This window comes from Aquabacterium sp. NJ1 (assembly GCF_000768065.1).
Lineage (GTDB): Bacteria > Pseudomonadota > Gammaproteobacteria > Burkholderiales > Burkholderiaceae_C > Aquabacterium.
The window spans coordinates 1245590-1266064 of the sequence record NZ_JRKM01000001.1 but is presented as its reverse complement, the minus strand read 5'-3'; the positions used below and the strand labels follow the sequence as shown (position 1 = coordinate 1266064).

Genomic DNA, 20475 nt, shown 5'->3' with positions numbered 1-20475 from the left:
AAGAGCTATCGAATGACCGAAGTTAAAGAAGTCTCCAAAGATGTGGCGCTCACGGAGGCCCAAAGGCAAGAGATCGCCTCGGCCAGGTTGGAGTTGACGAAGGCCTTGGATGAGATGGTCAAGGCCATCGCTAGTAATCAAACGTTGCAGACCCAGGCAGGCGAGCTGCAGGGGAAGGGACGTTTGGCGGCTGTCTGGGGGGCTGTTTCGGGGGCCAACGACCGTGATTTGGCGAAAATGGTGAAAGAACTTGGCGGCAGTCTTGAAACAACTCAGAAGGCTGTTCAAGTGGTCCTTCGGCTCCAAAGCCGAAAGGACCATGTGCTTCGTGAGTTTCATGGCGTTCTTCTCGAGAAGATCCAGAAGATGCAAGCAGACACGCACACGCTGGACGCCAATCAGCAAGCGGCGGTTGATGTGCTTTGTGATTTTCAAGAGCAAATCGAGGACCAACTACGTCACCATGAAGCGGTGGAGCGACATGAACAGGAGATCGCCGAACTGACTGCTAAGTTGACGCGAAAAGAGCATGAACTTCGGCAAGACTTGCAAGCTCTGGGCGGTCAGACACTAAGCTTGAAAAGTGCTTCTGATCACCTTGCTGGAGAGGTAGATACCCTCGCGAAAGAATTGAGCACCCACGCTGAACGTAGCGCAAAAGAACTGAAGTCGTTGGCAGAAGATCAACAAGCACTCAATGACGGCTTGATGTCTTTGAAAGGCAAGTGCGCTGATGAGATCACTGCTCTCCAGGGCGCGGGTCAAGGAATGATGGAGCTTGTCGACAGCCTGAGGAAGCAGTACGCCTCGGCCACAGACCTACTCGCCAAGAGACTCGAGCACTTGTCTGAAGCAGAGGCTGACCTCATGCGCCGTACAAAGTTGGTTGAGACTCAACTGGCAGACCAGTCCTCGCTACCCGGTTGGCTGAAGAGAAACGCAGTTGCACTTTTAGGGCTTGCGATTGGTGCCATGGCGTTCGTACATGTCGCGGTTCGATAGCGAGCTTTGACGGGGCGCGAATGCCCGTGGCATGAGGTGTACCCGCCTCAATCAAGCGTGGACAACAGCAAGCACTTTATGAGGACACATTACCGGGCTACCTGCGGGGCAGGAGATGTGTGATGACCACAATCGCACGGTTATATTGGTCCATCATCCGGTATGCGTAGAGTGCGTAATTTATTGATTCTTGGTGGTTTTCTTTGTCCCACCAAAATTTGGGACATTGGGCAGCCGTCAGGCTGGGCCTCGCACTCAATCAGCAGACGAGCGCAGATGGCAACATTCGAGAGGCGCCGGCAGCGCTGGACATGATTTGATGGGGCTTGTCGATGGCTTGAATAAGCAGTAGGCCTCTGCCATGGACTTGCTGGCCACAAGGCTGGGAAAGTTGTCTGAAACAGAGGTTGAGCTGATGCGTCGGACCAAGTCAATAGAATCGCAACTGGCAAGGCAGTCCTCGCTGACCGGCTGGCTGAAGAGGAACGCGGTAGCAAGTGCACTGATATACGTTGAGTGATTGACTACTCATGAATTCGCCCCAGGTACACGCAAGCAGAGTATTGATGGATCGCGCTCGCAAGACGCTGTCCAGGCGATTCAGCCTGCAAGAGGACAAGGCTGCTGACGACGTCATCGACGCCAGTCTGCGTGCTGGCAGTGAGCTCAAAGGTGCGACAGCCTGGGTGCTGATATTTGCCATCTTCATTGCGTCGATTGGCCTCAATGTCAATTCGACGGCCGTGATCATCGGCGCGATGCTCGTGTCCCCGCTGATGGGGCCGATCATGGGTGTCGGCTATGGCGTTGGCATCTATGACTTCAAGCTGATCAGGAAATCACTGTTGAGCCTGGCTGTGGCGGCCACCATCAGCCTGCTGACCTCCACGCTGTACTTCTTTGTGACGCCCTTGACGGAGGCGCACTCCGAACTGCTTGCGCGCACCTCGCCCACCATATGGGACGTCCTGATTGCCTTGTTCGGGGGGCTTGCGGGCATCATTGGCGTTACCCGCAGCGAGAAATCCAACGTCATCCCAGGCGTGGCCATCGCCACGGCCTTGATGCCCCCTCTGTGTACGGCTGGATATGGCCTGGCGAACGGCCGTTGGGCATTTTTTGGCGGCGCCATCTACCTGTTTGCCATCAATTGCGTGTTCATCGCCGTGGCCACCGTGATCGTCATCGGGTATCTGGGGCTGACGCGCCGCAAGGCAATCGACCAGCACATCGAAGACCGGATCAAGCGGTGGTTGATCGGTGTGGTGGCCTTCACCGCCTTGCCCAGCGTCTATCTGGCTTATCAACTGGTGGGCAATGCGGTGTTCGAGAGCAATGCGCGCAAGTTCATCGCGCAATCCTTTCGTTTCGAGCAGACGCATGTGGTCGAGACGGTCATCAACGGTGCAGGCAAACGGATCGAAGTCACCTTGATCGGCATGCCGCTGGGCAAAGAGGTCTTGCACGACATTGAATCCCGCCTGGACGAAGCTGGCCTGCAAGGCGCGGTGATGGTTGTGCACCAATCGGCCAATCAGCAGATCGATGTCACGTCCTTGAAGGCGGGCATCGTCAGTGAGTTGTACCGTGACAGCCAAAAGAGCATCGCCGAGCGCGATCAGCAGATTCAGAAGTTGAAGGCTGATCTGTTGAGTCGATCTGCATGGTTGCCTGCTGCCGTGGACATCGAGCGTGAGTTGAAGGCCCAGTACCCGGAGTTGCATGATGTCCTGATTGGTCAAGGCAGCATGTCCGAGTCCGCTGGCCAGCAGGCGCAAAAGGTGGTGCCCTTCTTGAGCATGGTCTCGCCGCGCCCCTTTAGCCAGAGTGAACAGGCAAGGGTGAAAGCCTGGTTCATGGCCAGAACAAAGTCCACAGACGTCCGTCTGTTCGTCCATGTCGATGTGCCGCCTTCAAGCAAGAAGGCTCGTCGGCACTGAAGATTCTCTCCATGTTTGAAATCGCTGCCATCTTTCTGGTCGTGACTGCGCTGCTGGCGTATGTGAACCATCGCTTCATCGGTTTGCCTACCACCATCGGTGTCATGGTCTCTTCGTTGGTGCTGTCCTTGTTTCTGCTGGGGCTGGATGCGCTCGGCTTCTTGCATGGTTTACACGCCTACGAGGTCTCGCTGCTGCGGTCGATCGACTTCTCGGATGTGCTGATGCAGGGCATGTTGTCCTTGCTCTTGTTTGCCGGTGCCCTGCATGTCGATTTGAGTGAGTTGCGTGACTATCGCTGGCAGATCGGGGGGCTCGCCGTGCTGGGCACCTTGTTGTCCACGGCGGTGGTCGGGCTGGCCATGTGGGCCGTCCTGCCTTGGCTGGGTTGGCCCTTGCCCTTGATTTACTGCTTGCTGTTCGGTGCGTTGATTTCGCCGACTGATCCGATCGCTGTCATGGGCATCATGAAGTCGGCTGGGGCCCCCAGGTGCCTCGAACTGGTGATCGCTGGAGAATCACTTTTCAACGACGGGGTTGGCGTGGTGATTTTTTCGCTGCTGCTGGGCATGGCGGCCAGCGGGGATGTGCCAACGTGGCAGCATGCCGCGGAGTTGCTGGCGCACGAGGCTGGTGGTGGCCTGCTCCTTGGTTGGGTTGTGGGGTATGCCACGTTCCGCATGTTGCGCAGCATTGATCAATACCAGGTGGAGGTGCTGATCACCCTGGCCTCGGTGATGGGGGGCTACGCATTGGCCAATCGCCTGCACGTGTCAGGCCCGCTGGCCATGGTGGTGGCTGGCTTGATCATCGGCAATCAGGGTAGATCATTGGCCATGTCAGACACGACACGTCATCACATCGATCTGTTCTGGGAGCTGCTCGACGAGATCCTCAATGCCGTGCTGTTCGTGTTGATCGGCATGGAGGTGGTGGTGATCCGTTTCGCACAGGATCTGTTTGCTGCAGCCGTGGCGACGATCCTGATCACGCTGGCTGCGCGCTGGTTGTCGGTAGGCGTGCCGGTCAGGCTGCTTCGTCAGGCGTTTCGGCTGCCCAAAGGGGCCGGGTCCATGTTGACCTGGGGTGGTTTGCGCGGCGGCATTTCCGTGGCCCTGGCCTTGTCTTTGCCGGCAGGTGCCGCCCGTGAATCTTTGCTGGCGTTGACGTACTGCGTGGTTGTCTGGTCAATTTTGGGGCAGGGGTTGACCATCAGCCATCTGGCTCGGCGAATGGTCCGCGCACAAGATTGACTTCGCTCTGGTGTCGGCGGATAGTTGGTCTCTGCTTGAGGGCATCTCTTCAAATGAGATCGCGCTTGATCAAGCCAGCGTAATCCACAACGGAGTCGTCATATGGACCAGATGTCTCAGCTCGTCGAACAGCATATCCGGTTGTCCGATTCGCACCTGCGTCGTATCGATGAGTTGATGCAGCAGGCGGCCACGGCTCAGGCTGTCCCGCCGGATGCCGCCGCGCAACTCGCCAAACTTCAACTGGACCGTACCAAATTCCAACGTGAACTTGAGGAGATCCGAGGTCTGTCGAAGATCGACGCCGAGGCGGCAGCCAAACGGGGCGAAGGACTGACGGGCATGCTCGAGGCCATGGGTGCTGAAATCGAGAGGATCCTGATGGTTTTTTTACGAACGAAATAGGCAGGCAGGAGGCCATTGGCTTTGTAGCGGCCTTGCGTCTCCCAGGTCAACCCGGCTTCCCAAATTCCCAACGAACCCACACAATCGGCCGGTTGTAAAAATGCTGGAATCGGATGTCTGGAAGTAGTAGGCCCGTGAAGCAAGGGCGGTTTTGCATTGCTGTGACCCATGTGGCTGCAGGCGTGCTGGCCATGACCATGCAGCCCCGTTTGCATGCGCAGACGGCCGAAGATGAAGCGGATCTGGCCTTGTCCTATGGTGACAAGCCGACGGTCAGCATCGCAACAGGCAGCCTGCAAACTTTGAGGCGCGCACCCGCCGTGGCAACGGTGATCACAGCTCAGGACATTGTGGCCATGGGGGCCACGGATCTCGACGAGGTGCTGGAGTCCGTGCCCGGCATCCACGTCAGCCGCAGCGAGCAGGGCTACAGCCCCTTGTACCTGATCCGGGGCGTCAACAGCCAGTACAACCCGCAAACCCTGATGCTGCAAAACGGCGTTCCCATGACTACCTTGTTCGTGGGCAACCGTGGCAATGCCTGGTTTGGCTTGCCGGTCGAGAACATCGCACGCATTGAAATCATCCGCGGCCCTGGCTCGGCTCTCTATGGGGCCGATGCCTACTCCGGCGTGATCAACATCATCACCAAGACGGCGGCCGACATCGAGGGAACCGAGCTCGGCGTGCGCGCCGGCACCTTCCACACACGCAGCGCATGGGCGCAGCACGGAGGCAAGCTCGGCACCGTGGACGTGGCGGCTTACCTGTCTGTCGGTCACACGGACGGCTTCAACAATCAGATCGAATCCGACAAGCAGACGATCATTGACAGCAAGACCTCGACGCACGCCAGCCTGGCGCCGGGGCAGGTGAACATGGGCTATGACGCGGTGGACGCCAGCGTCGATCTGAGCCGAGGCGCATGGCGATGGCGTTCCGGCTACAAGCTGCGCAACAACACGCAGGCCGGACCGGGTGTGCTGGGGGCGCTCGACCCCGTTGGCCGAGGCAAGAGTGAGCGCATCACGTCTGATCTGAGCTGGAATGGCACGGACGTCCTGCCTGATTGGGATGTGGGTGTGACGGGCAGCTACCTGTTCTACACGCAAGCGTACTTCGCGCCATTCCAGTTGCTGCCGCCCGGCTCACTCGGGTTCACCAATGGCATGTTCGGGGCGCCCAATACCTGGGAGGATCAGGTCCGCTTGTCTGTGGTGGCCGCCTACCGTGGCCTGGCCAATCACACTGTTCGCATCGGCCTCGGGCACGATGATCTGGACCTGTACCGCACGCAGGAAATCAAGAACTTTTCGATTCAGATCTTCGGGCAGGATGCGGTGCCCGTTCCGTTTCCGGATCAGACGCCCATCGAGGTGTCTCAGGCCGACGCCTTCATGACGCCCCATCGGCGTATCGTGGACTATGCCTATGTGCAGGATGAATGGCGCGTGGCCCAGGACTGGGCCTTGACCGGCGGCTTGCGTCAGGATCACTACTCGGATTTCGGCAACACGCTCAACCCTCGTGCCGCGCTGGTGTGGGATGCCAGTGCCGATCTGACCGCCAAGCTCCTGTACGGGAGCGCCTTCCGTGCGCCGTCCTTCACGGAGCTCTACAGCGTCAACAACCCGGTCACCCGAGGCAATCCTGACCTCAAGCCTGAAACCATCAGCACCTGGGAGGCCGCTTTCGCGTGGCAGGCCAGGCCCGACATGGATGTGAACCTCAGCCTGTTTCACTACACGATGAAGGACATCATCCGGGTGCGCAACCTGGCGTGGAGCAACACGGGCAAGCAGACCGGGCAGGGGGGCGAGCTGGATGTGTCCTGGCAGGCCACTCGCACGCTGCGTGTGCAGGGCAATTGCGCGCTACAGCGCTCTACCGATGAGGCCACGCATACCGATGCAGGCTTTGCGCCGCATCAGCATGTGTTCGCCCGTGTTGACTGGCGGGCCTTCGGGCCGTGGATGCTGGGGGCGCAGCTCAACCATGTGGCCGATCGCAAGCGCGCCGCGGGCGATGCCCGGCCGGACGTGCCCGACTACACCACGTTGGACCTCAATGTGCGCGCCAGTGCGGGCGTGAAGGGCTGGGAGCTGTCAGGCGGTGTGCGCAACGTCTTCAACGCCGATGCGCGTGAGCCGGCGGCTGCGAGCGTGTTGATCGCCAATGACCTGCCGCTGCCCAGGCGCACCTTCTTCCTGCAGGCGGTCTATCGCATGTGATCGTTTTGGGCCCGGACTCAGCGTGCGGGCCAATCCCTTGCTGGAGAGCCTTCGTACACCACGTCCCGGCATGGCGTGGGAAAGGTGGCCCCGGGCGGCTTGTCAGCGGCCTCCAGGTAGCAGGGGTACATGCCGGCCAGGAAGGCGCTGTGCACCAGCAAGTTGAACTCCCTGGGTGTCCAGCCAAAGTCTGCCGCGAAGGCTGAGAGCAATGAACTCAGGTTCATGCGCAACTGGCGGCCGGTGGACTCGAAATAGCGGTCGATGTCATAGGCCAGCTTCAGGTAGGGCCCGTGGCTCAAGCCCAGTTTTGCTGCCAGCGCCAGTGTCAATGGCATGCGCTCATCACTGGTCGAGATCGGGCGGCCATAGCCTGCAAGCCGGCCGCCACTGCGCAAGAAGTGCTCCAGGTAGTCCGGCAGCGAGGTGCCTGCGTCCAGCGCCTGCTGGGTCTTGAGGAAGAAGTCCAGCGCGCGGAACTCGTTGCCGCGTCCATAGATCGTGGCCTCGGAGATGGCCTGCGCTGCGCTGATGGCCAGGTTGGGTGTGCTGCGCGTGGTGCCCGCCAGTGCGGCCACGCGGTTGTTCCACAGCCGTGCGTCGGGGTAGCTGGTGTAGACATGCACGGTGCTCATCAGCTGGATGTGTTCACGTGGCACATGCCGGCCGAAGATGCCGAAGGCGCACAGCGAGAACCAGTCCAGATCCTTGAGGTCCCGGTGCAGATCGTGGCCGCGGAACACGGCGCGCTGCCCCGGAAAGGCCGCGCCCATCTTGGTGCGCAGCACGCCGACGTGTTCAGCCAGGGTGTGTGGGCCGCTCATGCTGTGGCCTCCTGGTGTTTGTTCAAGGGGTCGTCCAGCAGGTCGACCGCCGGGTACGGGAAATGTTTGAAGCCGTAGTCACCTTGCTCCAGGGCGTGTGCGGCGGCACCGGGCAGCCTCAACAACAAAAACAGCATCTCGCCTTGTTGGGCGTTGAAGCCCATGTCGGCCAGCGCGGCTGCCGCCACACCGGTCATGGCCAGAGGGTGGCCGGCTGCTTGTTCCAGCGCTTCACGCTGCTGCCGCATCCAGGGCAGGCGAGGGCCGGGGCTCATGCTGGCCAGCGTCTCCAGCGTTTGCTGGACGATGGTGGCGGTGCGCACCCCATGCGGGTCAAAACCCGCCGGGTGTTCGATGGCGGGCCAGCCTGCGTCGTCCGGGGCAAGCCAGGTGGGCTGGCCAGTTTGCGCCAGTGTCTGAGCCCAGGCTTCTGGCGCGGCCTCGCTGCATTGCGCCCAATGACGCAGGCACAGGTACACATCCCGCGCGCCACCGCTTTGCCCCGCGCCCACGGCCAGTGCGGCCATCAGGCTCGCCGCAGCCGGTGAGCCGCCCACGCCACCGCACATCGCCGCATGCACCATGGGGTCGCGTGGCCCGGCGTTGGCCAGGGCCACCGCCAGTGCATCCAGCATCGTGGCTTCAGCCTCCGACGGCGCCTCGCCCTTGAGCAACAGCCAGACCATGTCGGCCCAGCGTGCCCGCCCCATCATCTGGCCATACACGTCATAGCCATGGCAGCGCGCAGTGCGGGTCGCAAACGGGTTGTCCGGCTCGGCTTCTTCGTGCCAGATGCGCGTGTGCAAAGGTGAGCTACTCATACCGAGCCTTCCAGTGTCTGCATGCGCAGGCTCATGGGCGGCACTTCCTCGGCATCAATGCGGATGTCCAGCAGGGTGGGGCCGGGGCGGTTCAGGATCTCGGCCATGTCCAGCTGGTTGAAGTCATCGGGGCTTTCGATCACATGGCCCCGCACGCCCATGGCTTCGGCCATCAGCGCGTAGTTCACCGTGGGCAGCTCGAACGCAACCTGCTCGGCGCCTGCCAGGCGCTGCCCATGCTTGACCATGCCCAGTGCGCTGTCGTTGAGGATGACGAAGATCACCGTGAGGCCTTCTTGCGCGGCCACCGTGATCTCCTGCCCGTTCATCAGGTAGCTGCCATCGCCCGTGATGCACACCACGGGGCAATCAGGCTTGCCACGCGCCACGCCTACCGCGGCACCGATGGCCCACCCCATGGGGGCAAAGTCCATCAGCACGCGCAACCAGCCAGCATGGTCGTGGCGACGTTCACCATGCCAGGCCCGGTTGGCGGCGAGGTCCTGCGAACCACCATAGGGCGGCACCAGGCCCAGCCTGCGGTTGTTGCGCGACTCCAGGTAGTGGATGGCCCAGGCCGTGGCATTGCCCGCATCGGCCAGGAAGCGCGTGGTGGGCGGCAAACGCTTGGACAGCTCCACCATCAGGCGCTGAGGCTTGATCGGCGTGGCATCGCTGTGTACCTTCTCCGGCTCACGCAACGTCACTGCGTTGTGTTTGGTGTGCTTGAAGTCAGTGGGTGACCACGGCATGCCCAGGGACTCCTGCTCGATGTGCATCATGTCCAGCAGGCGCTCGAACACCGTGCGGATGCGGCCGCGTACATGCTGGCGCGCCATGGGGGAGTGGCGCAGGTGTTCGTCCATGGCGTCGATGTGGATCAACTTGCTGTTGAGCACACTCTGGCTCCAGGCGCCGCTGGTCCACTCGCCCAGGCTGGTGCCAATGGCCAGGATCAAGTCCACGTCGTCATTGAGCGCATCCTGGGCGCTGCTGTGGCCCGCAAAGCCGAACACGCCACGGTAGAGCACATGGTGGGGGTTGATCAGGCCCTTGGCATCCGGTGTGGTGACGAAGCTGGAGTTCGTCATCTCGGCAAAATGGGTGATCGCATCGATGGCCTCTCCGCAGTCCCCACCAACGATGAGCGCGACCTTGCGGCTTGCCTGCAGCGACGTGAACAGCGAATGCACCATGTCCTCGTCGATCAAGGAGGGCTTGCGCAGCAGGGCCTGCAAGGACTGCGGCGACAGGCGCTGCTCGACGGGGCTGCGCATCAAGTCCAGCGGGATCGACAGGTGCACCGGCCCATGCGGCGGCTGGGAGGCACGCATCAAGGCCTGAACCAGCTTGGTCTCCAGTTGATCCACATGGGATACCAGCGTGTTGTAGCGGGTGCAGTGGCCGAACATGCCCACCGTGTTGATGCCCGTGCAGGCCGATTCCTGCAAGGCCCCTTTGCCGAAGACCGGTAAGGAGGGCTGGCCTGTGATGACCAGCATCGGTACCTTGTTGTCGTAGGCGCAGGCGACGCCGGTGATCAGGTTGGTGGCGCCGGGGCCCGATGTGGCCACGCACACGCCGATCTTGCCGGTCTCGCGGGCATAGCCATCGGCCATGAAGGCGGCGCCTGCCTCATGCCGAGCCACCACGGGGCGCAGGCCGCCACGCCGCATGCTGACGGCCATGGCATTGTAGAGTGGCTCGATGGCGCCACCAGGGACGCCGAAGACGAAATCGACCCCAAGGGCCTCCAGGTAGGACACGATGAGCGAGGCGGCGCCCACCGTGACAGGGGCGGGCGCAAGCGGAACAACTGCGGCGGACTTCACGATGCCTGATCCTTGTTACAACATGATGTTTCAAGTCACATCTTGAAACAATTAAGGTTGGCGCAAGCATGCCTGTCGCGCAGCGGATCGTCATCCCCCTTGTCGCGGGCCAACCCTCGATCAAGGGGCGGATGCAAACCATTGCGCACACGGCGCAACACGAATAGCGCAAAGTCCGGCATGCCCCTCAGAATGTGGGGTGCGGCAGTACAGAATGGCAGTCCCGGCTTCAGGTGGCCGGTCAGAACATGGGGAGTTACTTGTTCTCAGCGTGGCGTCAATGGCGGGTGACAGCAAGATGGCTGTTGGTGGCAGTACTGGGGTCTCTACTGGGGTCTCTCTTGTACGCCGGCTCGGCCGTCGCCGCTGATGACGAATCCAGCCGGGCCAACATTGCCGTGATCTACCCTGATATCGGGGAGCCCTATCGCAGCGTTTTCGCAACGATCATCGAAGGCATCGAGGATCGCACCCACGGCAAGGTGGCCAGCTTTCCTGTGGCCATGGGTGCCACGCCCCCTGCCTTGTCCGACGAGTTGCGCCGCCGAGACATCCACACCGTGATTGCCTTGGGGCGCAGCGGTTTGAAAGTCGCCAGCAGCCTGGATCGCCAGATCAATGTCGTGGCTGGCGGTGTGCTGTCTGTGCCCGAGTCCGAATCCCAAGGGATGCTGGTGCAAAGCCTGGCGCCCGATCCCGCCTTGCTGTTCAACCGGCTGCGCTCGTTCGTGCCGGGCATCAAGCGGGTCATCGTCGTGTACGACCCTCGGCAGAACGACTGGCTGATCCGCCTGGCGCGTGAAGCGGCCAGAACGCAAGGCCTGGAGCTGGTGGCCCTGCAGGCCGAGGATCTGAAATCTGCCGTGCGTCGCTACCAGGACGTGCTGGGATCGGTGAACCCGCGCCGCGATGCGATCTGGCTGCCCCAGGACTCCACCACCGTGGACGAGTCGGCCGTGCTGCCCTTGGTCCTGCGGGAAGCCTGGTCGCAGAACCTGGTGGTGTTCTCCAGTAACGTCATGCATGTCAGGCGGGGCGTGTTGTTCTCGCTTTATCCCGACAATGCAGAGTTGGGGCGTTCCCTGGCTGGGGCCGCGCTGAGTGCTCAACAGAGCAGCAGTGCGCCCAGCCGGGGCATTCAAGCGCTCAAGCAGGTGTTGACCGCCGTCAACACGCGCACCGCCGAGCACCTTGGCGTTGATCTGCGCATCTCACAGCAGCGCATCCATTTGGCATTACCGGAGCAATGAGATGACAGGTGCACAAACCTCGCTCCCCAGACGGCAACTCGACCGCATGTTGAAAGGCATGACCTTTCAGCAGCAACTCGGCATCACGATGGCGATTGGCGTGTTCTGTCTGGCCTTGTTCTCCTCAGTGGGCAGTGCCTGGCAGGGCAGCCAGCAAGTGCGTGAAAACCTGATCCAGCAAAGCCTGCGCATTGCGGCGAGCCTGGCCGGCCAGAGCCAGCTGGCCCTGTTGTCGGGCTCTCCCGAAAACGCGAACGACGCGGTGGCCGCCACCCTGGCCTTTCCCGATGTGCTGCGCGTTGAAGTCTGCAAGCCCAATGGCGGCGTGCTGCTGGCCAAAGGCGTGGCGGCAGCTGGCCCCGCCGACAAATCCGTTCAGGTCCCGGCCTCGTCGCGCGAGTCCTACCTCGAAAGCGAAACGGAAGAGGCCTGGCGCTTCGTGGCCCCGGTGTGGACCGTGCGTTCCGCGACCCCTTTCGAAGTGGTGGCGCCCACCGATGAATTCCTCGGCTACGTGGTCGTGGTGTTGAGCAAGGCGACCCTGGGGCGCATGGTGGCCAACATCTTCATGGTCAACATCCTGTCGTCGTTTTTCTTCGCGGCGGTGTTCCTGGTCGCGATCCGTTTGCTGAGTGCACGCCTGACGCGCCCACTGGACAAGCTGTCTGCCGCCATGTCTCGCGCCGAGCAAGGTGAGGTGCAGGTGCGCACCACCGTGGAAGGCCCTCGGGACATCCAGACCATGTCCCTGGCCTTCAATCGCATGATCGCGGCGCTCCAGGAGCGTGGCGAAGAACTGGGGCGCCACAAGGATCACCTTGAAGAACTGGTGCGTGAGCGCACCAACGAGTTGCAGCGTGCCAAAGAACGTGCGGAAGTGGCCAGCCAGGCCAAGAGTGATTTCCTCGCGCGCATGAGCCACGAGTTGCGCACCCCCCTGAATGCCATCATGGGTTATGCGCAGATCCTCAAGATGGACCGCACGCTCACCGACCGCCAGCTGAACTGCCTCAACACCATCCATGGCAGTGGCGAGCACCTCCTGATGCTGATTGTCGACATCCTGGACCTCTCCCAGATCGAGGCCGGCAAGACGGAGTTGAGGCTGTCTCCTGTTGATCCCCGTGCGCTGCTGTCCATGCTGGACGACATCATCCGCATCAAGGCCGCTGAAAAGGGCTTGACCTTCGTGGCCCAGGGCGACGAGCACCTGCCTCACGCGCTGCTGGTGGATGAGAAACGATTGAGGCAGGTGTTGCTCAATCTCTTGAGCAATGCCGTGAAATTCACCCAGTCCGGCATCGTCAGCCTGAGCATGACGCTGGTCGGGCAGGACCCGGCCGGGCAGCAGGCTCGCATCCGTTTCGAGGTTCGCGACTCTGGTGTCGGCATCCGGCCTGAAGACCAGCAACGGGTCTTCGAGCCTTTCGAGCAGGCCGGCGATTCACGAAGCCGTGCCGCCGGTACCGGGCTGGGGCTGGCGATCAGTCGGCAACTGGTGCGCCTGATGGGTTCCGAGCTCCACCTGCACAGCGAGATGGGGGCGGGCAGCCAGTTCTGGTTCGAACTGTTGCTGCCGCTGGCCGACCGCGCCGAGCGTGAGGCAGCACCTGCGCCACACGTACTGGGTTATGAAGGCGCCCGCAAGCGCGTGTTGATCGTGGATGACGTCGCCGCCAATCGCCAGATGCTCAACGAGTTGCTGCTGGCGCTCGGATTTGACACGCAGGAAGCCGTCCACGGGCAAGACGCCCTGGACAAGATGCAGGCGGCCTGGCCTGATCTGGTGCTGATGGATCTCGCCATGCCTGTGATGGATGGCCTGGAGGCCATGCGGCGAATCCGCGCAAGTGAGCTGGGCAAGGCGCTGCCCATCATTGCCTTGTCGGCCAACGCGTCCCATGCCCATCGTGATCAGGCCCTGGAGGCTGGCGCCACCCTGTTCATGTCCAAGCCCTTCGAGAACGCCGTTTTGCTGGGGCATCTGGGGCGTTGCCTGTCTTTGATCTGGCTGCAGGAGGTGTCACCAGATCAGCAGGTGTAGCGAGCAGGCGTCTGTTCGCACAAACGCACTTCCCAAATTCCTATGGAAGACACACAATCGGCCGGTTGCAAAAAACAGGAATCGAATAATGAGTTGTTTCGTTTCCGGTCGTCGGGTTGTGGTGAGTCCTCTTCCAGTGCCTTGCGCCATCGCGCGAGCCATGGCGTGCATGATGGCCTTGCTGGCATCCGCTGCGCATGCACAGGTCAGCAGCGAAGAAGAAGAGCTGTCTTTGGTCTATGGTGACAAGGCGACGATCAGCATTGCAACGGGCAACCAGCAGCCCCTGCGCCGTGCGCCGGCCGTGGCCACTGTCATCACGTCAGAAGACATCGCGGCCATGGGTGCCACAGACCTGGATGAAGTGCTGGAAACGGTGCCGGGCATCCATGTCAGCCGCAACGTTCAGGGCTACAACCCGCTGTACGTGATCCGCGGCATCTACAGCGAATTCAACCCTCAGACCCTGGTCCTGCAAAACGGCGTGCCGATGACGATGATGTTCATCGGCAACCGAGGCAATGGCTGGGCGGGGCTCCCCCTTGAGAACGTCGCCCGCATCGAGGTCATCCGCGGGCCGGGCTCGGCACTGTATGGTGCAGACGCCTATTCAGGCGTGATCAACATCATCACCAAGTCGGCCGCAGACATCTCCGGCACCGAGTTTGGTGTGCGTGCCGGTTCATTCAAGACCAGGGACGCCTGGGCTTTGCATGGGGGCAAGATCGGTTCGGTTGATGTGGCCGGGTATCTGCGTGTCGGCACCACCGATGGTTTCAAAGGCCGGGTGGAGTCGGATGCGCAATCGCTCAACGACCAGCTTGCTTCCACGCAGGCGAGCCTTGCACCAGGTTCCGTCAATCTGGGCCACGATGCGGTGGATGGCAGTGTGGATCTGGCCTACAAGCAGGTGCGCCTGCGAGCAGGTTATCGCTTGCGTGACCACATTGGCCTCGGTGGGGGGGCTGCCAGCGCGCTGGACCCTGTCGGGCAGGGGCGGACGGAACGCTACAACGCCGATCTGTCGTGGAATGACATCGAGCTGGCACCGCAGTGGAAGCTGGGGCTGACCGCCAGCTATTTTGAATACATCACCACTTATCCCACGCCGCTTCGTGTGTACCCGCCCGGGGCGCGTATCTTTGATGGGCAGAGCTTCGTGCTGTTCCCCGATGGCATGCTGGGGGCCCCCAACACCTGGGAGCGCCAGCAACGCGCGTCCGCCGTGGTGTCCTACTCCGGCCTGGCGGGCCACCACATGCGTTTTGGCATCGGGCAAGATGATCTCAACATGTACCGGACGCAGGAGTTCAAGAATTTCACCTTTGCGCCGGGCCTGGTGCTGACCGATCTGGCCGAGGTGCCTGTCGATGACTCCTTCCTTGCGCCGCGCCGCCGTATCGTGCGCTACGTGTACGCCCAGGACGAGTGGAACTTTGCGCGAGACTGGGCGCTGACCGCCGGGTTGCGGCACGACCGGTATTCCGATTTTGGTGGCACCACCAATCCTCGTGCAGCCCTCGTGTGGGATGCCTCCGCGGACCTGACCGCGAAGGTTCTGTACGGGCGGGCTTTCCGCGCGCCATCCTTTTCGGAGCGCTACAGCGTCAACAACCCCGTGTTGCGAGGCAACCCGGACCTGAAGCCGGAAATCATCAACACACTGGAGACGGCGTTTTCCTGGCAGGCCAGGCCTGACACCCAGCTGCAGCTCAGTGTGTTTCGCTACGCCATGAAGGACATCATCCGCACGGCCGGCTTTCCAGCGACGCGCAGCAACACGGGGGCTCAGAACGGGCACGGGTTCGAGTTGGAAGCCACGCATGATGTCCGCACCAACGTTCGGTTGGTCGGGAACTACGCCTATCAACGCTCAACCGATGAGGCCAGCGGCGAAGACGCGGGCTACGCCCCGCATCACCACGTTTTTGGTCGGGCGGATTGGGGCTTTGCCAGTGGCTTGCTGTTGAGCGGGCAGGTCAATTACGTGGCAGACCGGGCGCGTGCGCCCGGTGATACCCGACCCAAGGTGCCGGACTACACCACGGTCGACCTGACCTTGCGAACCCATCGGCAATGGAGCAGCTGGGACTTTGCAGCTTCGGTGCGCAACCTGTTCAACGCCGACGCACGCGAGCCCAGCCTCTATTCACCGGGTAACCCGATGCCGGTGCTGATAGCCAATGACCTGCCGCTGGGCGGCCGGTCGTTTTATCTGCAGGTCAGCTACCGCCTGTGATCACAGCAGCAGGCTCATGCCACCATCCACGACCAGTTCGGCACCCACCACGTAGCTTGACGAGTCGGTCGCCAGGTACAGCGCCGCGTCGGCAATTTCGCGGGGCGTGCCGAAGCGCTTGCTTGGCGAACGGTTCGTGAAATCGGCGCGTGCGGCATCCACCACCTCTTGAGGCACATCCCAGCGGCCAAAGCCGGGGGTGTCGATGGGGCCAGGGCTGATGGCATTGACGCGGATGCCCTTGTGCGCCAGTTCCAGGCTGGCGCTCTGCACCAGCGAGCGGGCAGCCGCCTTGCATGCGGCGTAGACGCTGAAGTTGGGGGCCCCCACCTGGTTCGAAATGGACGTCGTGACGATGATCGAGCCGCCTGGCCGCATCCAAGGTACGGCCTTCTGGATCGCAAAGAAAACGCCCTTGAACGACGTGTTCGACATGGCATCGAACTGCGCTTCGGTGGTGAACTCCATCGGTGCAGGGCTGCCTGCTGCCGCATTGATGAACAGCACATCCAGATGGCCAAAGTGTTCGCCGACCGCGTTCATCAGTTGAGCGATCTCGGCCACATTGCCTGCGTCACTGCGCAGCGCCAGCACGTCCTCACCCAACGCCTGTCGGGCCTGTTCCAGTGAAACCGGATCACGGCCCGTGATGGCCACGCGGGCACCTTGTTCCACGAAGAGCTTGGCCGTCGCCAGGCCGATGCCGCTGTTGCCGCCCGTGATCAGGGCGGTCTTGCCCGAGAGTTTCTGCATGGGAGTCCTTACTGCTTGAGGCCTCGAATGCTATTGAAGCGGGCGCCATGGGGGAACACCCGATCCGGGTAGTAAGTGCTTGATCTCACCTGTTCAAGGGGGTGTGAGGCCGATCGGCACGAACGTTCGTGCCCGTCCGGGCGCAGATTCCACGGGCGTGGCGCATCTTTGTGTCGGGCGCTCAAGAGCTGCGCCTGCCCTGTCGATGAGGGGCGATGGCGGTTCCTCCGCCATGCGGGTCACTCAGGCTCGTCAGCCCTGCGGGGAAGGGTCGGAGCGGCTTTCATCAACCACAGAGATAGAGGATTTGCCATGCGTATGACGAAATGGATGAGCCTTGCTTTCACTGCGCTTGCCTTGCAGCCCGCATGGGCTGACGCCACAGCGACCGCGCCGTCCCGCCTGCCTCTGCTGATCATTGGTGCGTCCTATGCGGAGGGCGCGACGCCCTTCAACAATGGCGTTGCACCCTTGGGTGGTATATCGGTCGGCTTCGGCACTTATTTGAGTGTGGGGCAAGCCTTGACCAGAAATCCGCTGTTGCCCGGTTATGTGATCAATGAAGGGCAGGCTGGCGGTACAAGCTTTGCTCGCCTGGCTTGCGCCCCTGGCGCCAGCGTTTGTGGGCCAGCAGGCTGGGACAGCTACTCAACCCAGTTGCAGCATGCGCTGGCACGCGTGGCGATGCCGCCCAGCTTCACCACCTACAACGCGAAGTACGTGGTGATCATGCCGCCCAATGATTGCCTTCATGCCGATGCCTTTGGTGTGCCTCAATCCACGACGCAGCCTTGCACCGCCGCGCAGATCAACCAGGTGGCGGATCGCCTGGTCGCGGTGGGCAACCAGGCGCGTGCCGCCGGGCTGACGCCCATCTTCGGCACGATGCCCCGCTACAAGCAGCTTGATCTGCCCTTGTTCCAGAGCCTCTATGGCCTGGCTTGGGTCATCAACGAAGCCGACTACACCGCCATGAGCACAGTGACCAGCAGCCGCGTGCGCGCGGAGGTGCCGGGCGCCATGGTGCTGGACATCTGGAAGGACTTCGTGCACATCGGCGACGGTATCCACCCCTCACCGGAAACCGCGCGCCGGGCGGCCAGCCGCATCGCCATCGAGCTGGTCCGGCGAGATCACGCGCACTGATCAGGCACGCCAAAGGGCAAGCTGGCCCATGATGGCTTGCCCTTGTTCCACCCGAATGGTCACGGTTTGGGTGGCCAGCACCGTGAAGCCGTGGCGTGCGGCCAGCGCCGTGAGGTAGCTGGCCGCATGTGAATAGCGGCCGGATGTTTCCAGCTTGAAACCCATTTCATCCTGTGGGCCAGGCTCGAAGGACTCGACCGAAAAGGCAAACAGGCCACCCGGCTTCAGCAGGCGCCTGGTCTCCTGCACGACTTCGTCGAGCTTGCCCACATAGACGAACACGTCGGCAGACGTCACGATGTCAAAGCTGGCATCGGCTTGCGACTGCATCATGGGTACCAGATCGGATTGCAGCAAGTCCTGGTAGATGCCGCGGGCGCGTGCCTGTTGCAGCATGCCGCCAGACAGGTCCACGCCAATGAGTTCGGCCTCCATGCCCTGAAGCGCCGCGCCGACCAGCCCTGTGCCGCAGCCCAGGTCCAGTACACGTGGTCTGGCGTTGGCAGGCCGGTTGTGGTGCTGCACCAGCAGCTCGGCCATGCGTTGCGGCACGTTGTATCCCAGCGCTTGGGTGAGGTGCTGGTCGAACTTGGCCGCGTAGTTGTCGAAGACACCCTCGATGTACTTGCTGGGCGCGCCCGTGGTGGTGACCCCCGACAAGGCATCGACGTGGTGCCGGGTTTCATCGTCATGCGGGGCCAGGGCCAGCTTGCGCTTGTAGCAGGCCAGCGCCTCGGCGAGCTTGCCTTGCTCGCGCAACGCGGCGCCCAGGTTGCCGTGGGCGTCGGCATAGTCGGGCTTCAAGGCCAGTGCCTGACGGTAGCAGTGAATGGCTTGCTCGGTCTTGCCCAGGTCCTTGAGCGTGACCCCAAGGTTGTTGAAGGCCTCGTGGTCCTTGGGCATCAGTACGGCGGCTTTCTGCATGGCCGGCAAGGCATCGGCCACACGCCCCAACTTCTGCAGCGATGCGCCCAGTACCTTCCAGGCCAACGGGTGTTTGGGGTATTGACGGGTTTGTTCACGCGCGAAGGCCTCGGCCTCGGCATATTGGCGCTGGTTGAACATGGCGACCAGCATGCCGCGTTCCTGTTGACTGGGTTCTCTGCTTTTGATCATGGACGGTCAGGCGAAAGTCTGTTGGCGTCAGATTATGGGCCGCGATGCTTAGTGTTTGACGGCCTGCTTTTTTTCTGATTCCCAACAACAGCAGGCCGGCTAGCGCCATGCTCAACACCGCAGGCTCGGGCACGGTTGTCGACGTGACCGTGAAAGCGAACTTCCGGCCTTCAAGCGGGTCGCTGTACGACGCAGCGTAAAAGTACTCATAGGCGCCTGTGGCTGACTTGAACTTCTCCAGCGGTGGCAGGCTTTCCGGGTGCGTGAAGAGCGCATCATCTGGGCTGGAATAGGTCAGCACCAAGCTTTGTGAGCCCATGGCGCCGTGCGAGAAGGCCGCGGATGTATTCAGGGTCAGCGTGCTGCTGCCGTTGGGCAGGAGCGTCCGGATGATGGTGGCGCCAGCAGGTGCGCCGATGGAGCCGCCCCGCCGCATGTCGCCAGCCAGTTGCCAGTCGATCAAGCCCCATTCGCCATAGTAGAGTTCGGCCTCCTCCTGCTGGTAGAGCAGGGTGGCGCCATCGGCTCGCGTGACGGTCTGGGTCAGGGCAATCTGGCTCAGGTCCACGCTGAAAGATCCGTTCACAGGCCCGTTGACATCGCCGCTGGCGATGGCTTCAAAGTTGTAGTGGTAGCTGGCTGCCTGGGCGTGGGGCGCACATGCCGAGACGATGGCCACAACCGTGGCCAGATAACTGGAAGTACGCATGGTTCATATTCCTGGTTGAGTGGTTTTCGCCAGGTGGGTGGCATTTCAACCGTGTGAAACGCCGCGTTGAAAGTCAAGCCGAAGTGGCGGTATCCATCTGGTCTGATCTGGTATCAACGGGGGTGCGTGCCACGGCCCAGACCGACACACTGCGTGCGCCGGCAGCGAGAAGCGCCTGTGCGCAGGCATTGAGCGTGGCGCCGGTGGTCATGACATCGTCCACGATGGCAATGTCCTGATCGGCCAGTTTGGCCAGGGCGTTGGGCGCGACCTGAAATGCTGCCTGGATCTGTTTCAGCCGCTCTTCGGCAGACAAGCTCATCAGGCGCGGGGTATGGCGTAGTCGCTCCAGAAGGCCTGTGCATGCAGGAATGCCCAGGTATTGCCCGGCCTGCCTGGCCAGCAGCCAGGATTGGTTGTAGCCGCGCTCCCGCAATCGTTGCGGCGAAAGCGGAACGGGGATGATCAGGCTTGTGTTGCCCAGCCTGTGCTGAACGGCCTCGGCCAGCAGTCGGGCCAGGGGCCAGGCCAGTGCGGTGCCCCCTTGAAACTTCAACCTGGCCAGCAGGCCCGGCCAGGGGCCGCTGTAATCGACGGCGACCACGGCACGATCGAACTCCGGTGATTGATCCTCGCACCGTTGGCAGATGGTGTCCGGGTGATCGTCATGCAGGTCGATGGCACAACGCAGGCAGCGGCGCGTGCTCGGCCGCCAGGCCTGAATGCAGGCTGCGCACAGCGGTTCGCTTTGCCAGGTGCGGCACAGGTGGCACTGGCTGGCCGGTGCGGCCGCGCGGGCCAGGGTGAGGCGGGCGTGATTTGCCCTTGTGAACAAGGCGGAAAGCATCCACTCAATATACTGAGCGGCCTTTCGGGCAACATCGCCCCGATTGGGGCCGTCAGTCGCGTT

Annotated in this window: 16 protein-coding genes; 9 read left to right on the top strand and 7 right to left on the bottom strand. The window is 62.0% G+C overall.

Annotation, left to right across the window (positions count from 1 at the left end; all coding sequences use genetic code 11):
• Window positions 1-12 precede the first annotated feature (12 nt).
• The 5 genes from JY96_RS05485 to JY96_RS05465 all read left to right on the top strand — a co-directional run bounded on the left by JY96_RS05485 (window position 13) and on the right by JY96_RS05465 (window position 6831).
• Complete coding sequence (locus tag JY96_RS05485) at window positions 13-1002, top strand: hypothetical protein (protein WP_035035629.1); 990 nt, start codon at window positions 13-15, stop codon at window positions 1000-1002.
• A gap of 566 nt (window positions 1003-1568) precedes the next feature.
• Window positions 1569-2942, top strand: a complete 1374-nt coding sequence (locus JY96_RS05480) for a DUF389 domain-containing protein (protein ID WP_052162174.1) — start codon at window positions 1569-1571, stop codon at window positions 2940-2942.
• A gap of 11 nt (window positions 2943-2953) precedes the next feature.
• Window positions 2954-4195 carry a sodium:proton antiporter gene (locus tag JY96_RS05475; protein ID WP_035035627.1) on the top strand — a complete coding sequence of 414 codons (1242 nt, stop codon included), beginning with the start codon at window positions 2954-2956 and terminating at the stop codon, window positions 4193-4195.
• Window positions 4196-4297: 102 nt separating this feature from the next.
• Window positions 4298-4600, top strand: coding sequence for a hypothetical protein (locus JY96_RS05470; protein WP_035035624.1), 303 nt, complete (start codon window positions 4298-4300; stop codon window positions 4598-4600).
• 191 nt (window positions 4601-4791) lie between these two features.
• Complete coding sequence (locus tag JY96_RS05465; RefSeq protein WP_161784243.1) at window positions 4792-6831, top strand: TonB-dependent siderophore receptor; 2040 nt, start codon at window positions 4792-4794, stop codon at window positions 6829-6831.
• A 17-nt stretch (window positions 6832-6848) separates the two neighbouring features.
• Here JY96_RS05465 and JY96_RS05460 read toward each other — a convergent pair whose 3' ends face one another.
• The 3 genes from JY96_RS05460 to JY96_RS05450 are packed head-to-tail and all read right to left on the bottom strand — an operon-like array spanning window position 6849 to window position 10308.
• On the bottom strand, window positions 6849-7655 hold the full coding sequence (locus JY96_RS05460) for a hypothetical protein (protein WP_035035617.1): 807 nt from the start codon (window positions 7653-7655) through the stop codon (window positions 6849-6851).
• On the bottom strand, window positions 7652-8476 hold the full coding sequence (locus JY96_RS05455; protein ID WP_035035614.1) for a citrate synthase: 825 nt from the start codon (window positions 8474-8476) through the stop codon (window positions 7652-7654). The genes JY96_RS05460 and JY96_RS05455 overlap by 4 nt, the downstream gene beginning before the upstream one ends.
• On the bottom strand, window positions 8473-10308 hold the full coding sequence (locus JY96_RS05450) for a thiamine pyrophosphate-binding protein (RefSeq protein WP_052162172.1): 1836 nt from the start codon (window positions 10306-10308) through the stop codon (window positions 8473-8475). The genes JY96_RS05455 and JY96_RS05450 overlap by 4 nt, the downstream gene beginning before the upstream one ends.
• A 341-nt stretch (window positions 10309-10649) precedes the next feature.
• Here JY96_RS05450 and JY96_RS05445 point away from each other — a divergent pair, with 341 nt between their 5' ends.
• The 3 genes from JY96_RS05445 to JY96_RS05435 all read left to right on the top strand — a co-directional run bounded on the left by JY96_RS05445 (window position 10650) and on the right by JY96_RS05435 (window position 15841).
• Window positions 10650-11558, top strand: coding sequence for an ABC transporter substrate binding protein (locus JY96_RS05445; RefSeq protein ID WP_161784242.1), 909 nt, complete (start codon window positions 10650-10652; stop codon window positions 11556-11558).
• Window position 11559: 1 nt separating this feature from the next.
• A complete protein-coding gene (locus JY96_RS21980) occupies window positions 11560-13602 on the top strand; it encodes an ATP-binding protein (protein ID WP_081961057.1) in 2043 nt (680 codons plus the stop codon).
• 160 nt (window positions 13603-13762) lie between these two features.
• Window positions 13763-15841: a TonB-dependent siderophore receptor gene (locus JY96_RS05435; RefSeq protein WP_035035609.1), complete on the top strand. Its 2079-nt coding sequence runs from the start codon at window positions 13763-13765 to the stop codon at window positions 15839-15841.
• Here JY96_RS05435 and JY96_RS05430 read toward each other — a convergent pair whose 3' ends face one another.
• On the bottom strand, window positions 15842-16594 hold the full coding sequence (locus JY96_RS05430; protein WP_035035607.1) for an SDR family oxidoreductase: 753 nt from the start codon (window positions 16592-16594) through the stop codon (window positions 15842-15844).
• Window positions 16595-16924: 330 nt separating this feature from the next.
• On the opposite strand from JY96_RS05430, the gene JY96_RS05425 reads away from it, so the two are divergent.
• Window positions 16925-17740 (top strand): SGNH/GDSL hydrolase family protein, encoded by an 816-nt coding sequence (locus JY96_RS05425; RefSeq protein WP_081961588.1) that lies wholly within the window; start codon window positions 16925-16927, stop codon window positions 17738-17740.
• On the opposite strand, the gene JY96_RS05420 is transcribed toward JY96_RS05425, so the two are convergent.
• From JY96_RS05420 to JY96_RS05410, 3 genes are all read right to left on the bottom strand, one after another.
• Window positions 17741-18817 carry a tetratricopeptide repeat protein gene (locus JY96_RS05420; protein WP_052162168.1) on the bottom strand — a complete coding sequence of 359 codons (1077 nt, stop codon included), beginning with the start codon at window positions 18815-18817 and terminating at the stop codon, window positions 17741-17743.
• Entirely contained in the window at window positions 18759-19565 is an 807-nt protein-coding gene (locus JY96_RS05415; protein WP_035035605.1) for a PEP-CTERM sorting domain-containing protein, read from the bottom strand. The genes JY96_RS05420 and JY96_RS05415 overlap by 59 nt, the downstream gene beginning before the upstream one ends.
• 73 nt (window positions 19566-19638) lie before the next feature.
• Window positions 19639-20400: a ComF family protein gene (locus tag JY96_RS05410; RefSeq protein ID WP_161784241.1), complete on the bottom strand. Its 762-nt coding sequence runs from the start codon at window positions 20398-20400 to the stop codon at window positions 19639-19641.
• Window positions 20401-20475: the final 75 nt, after the last annotated feature.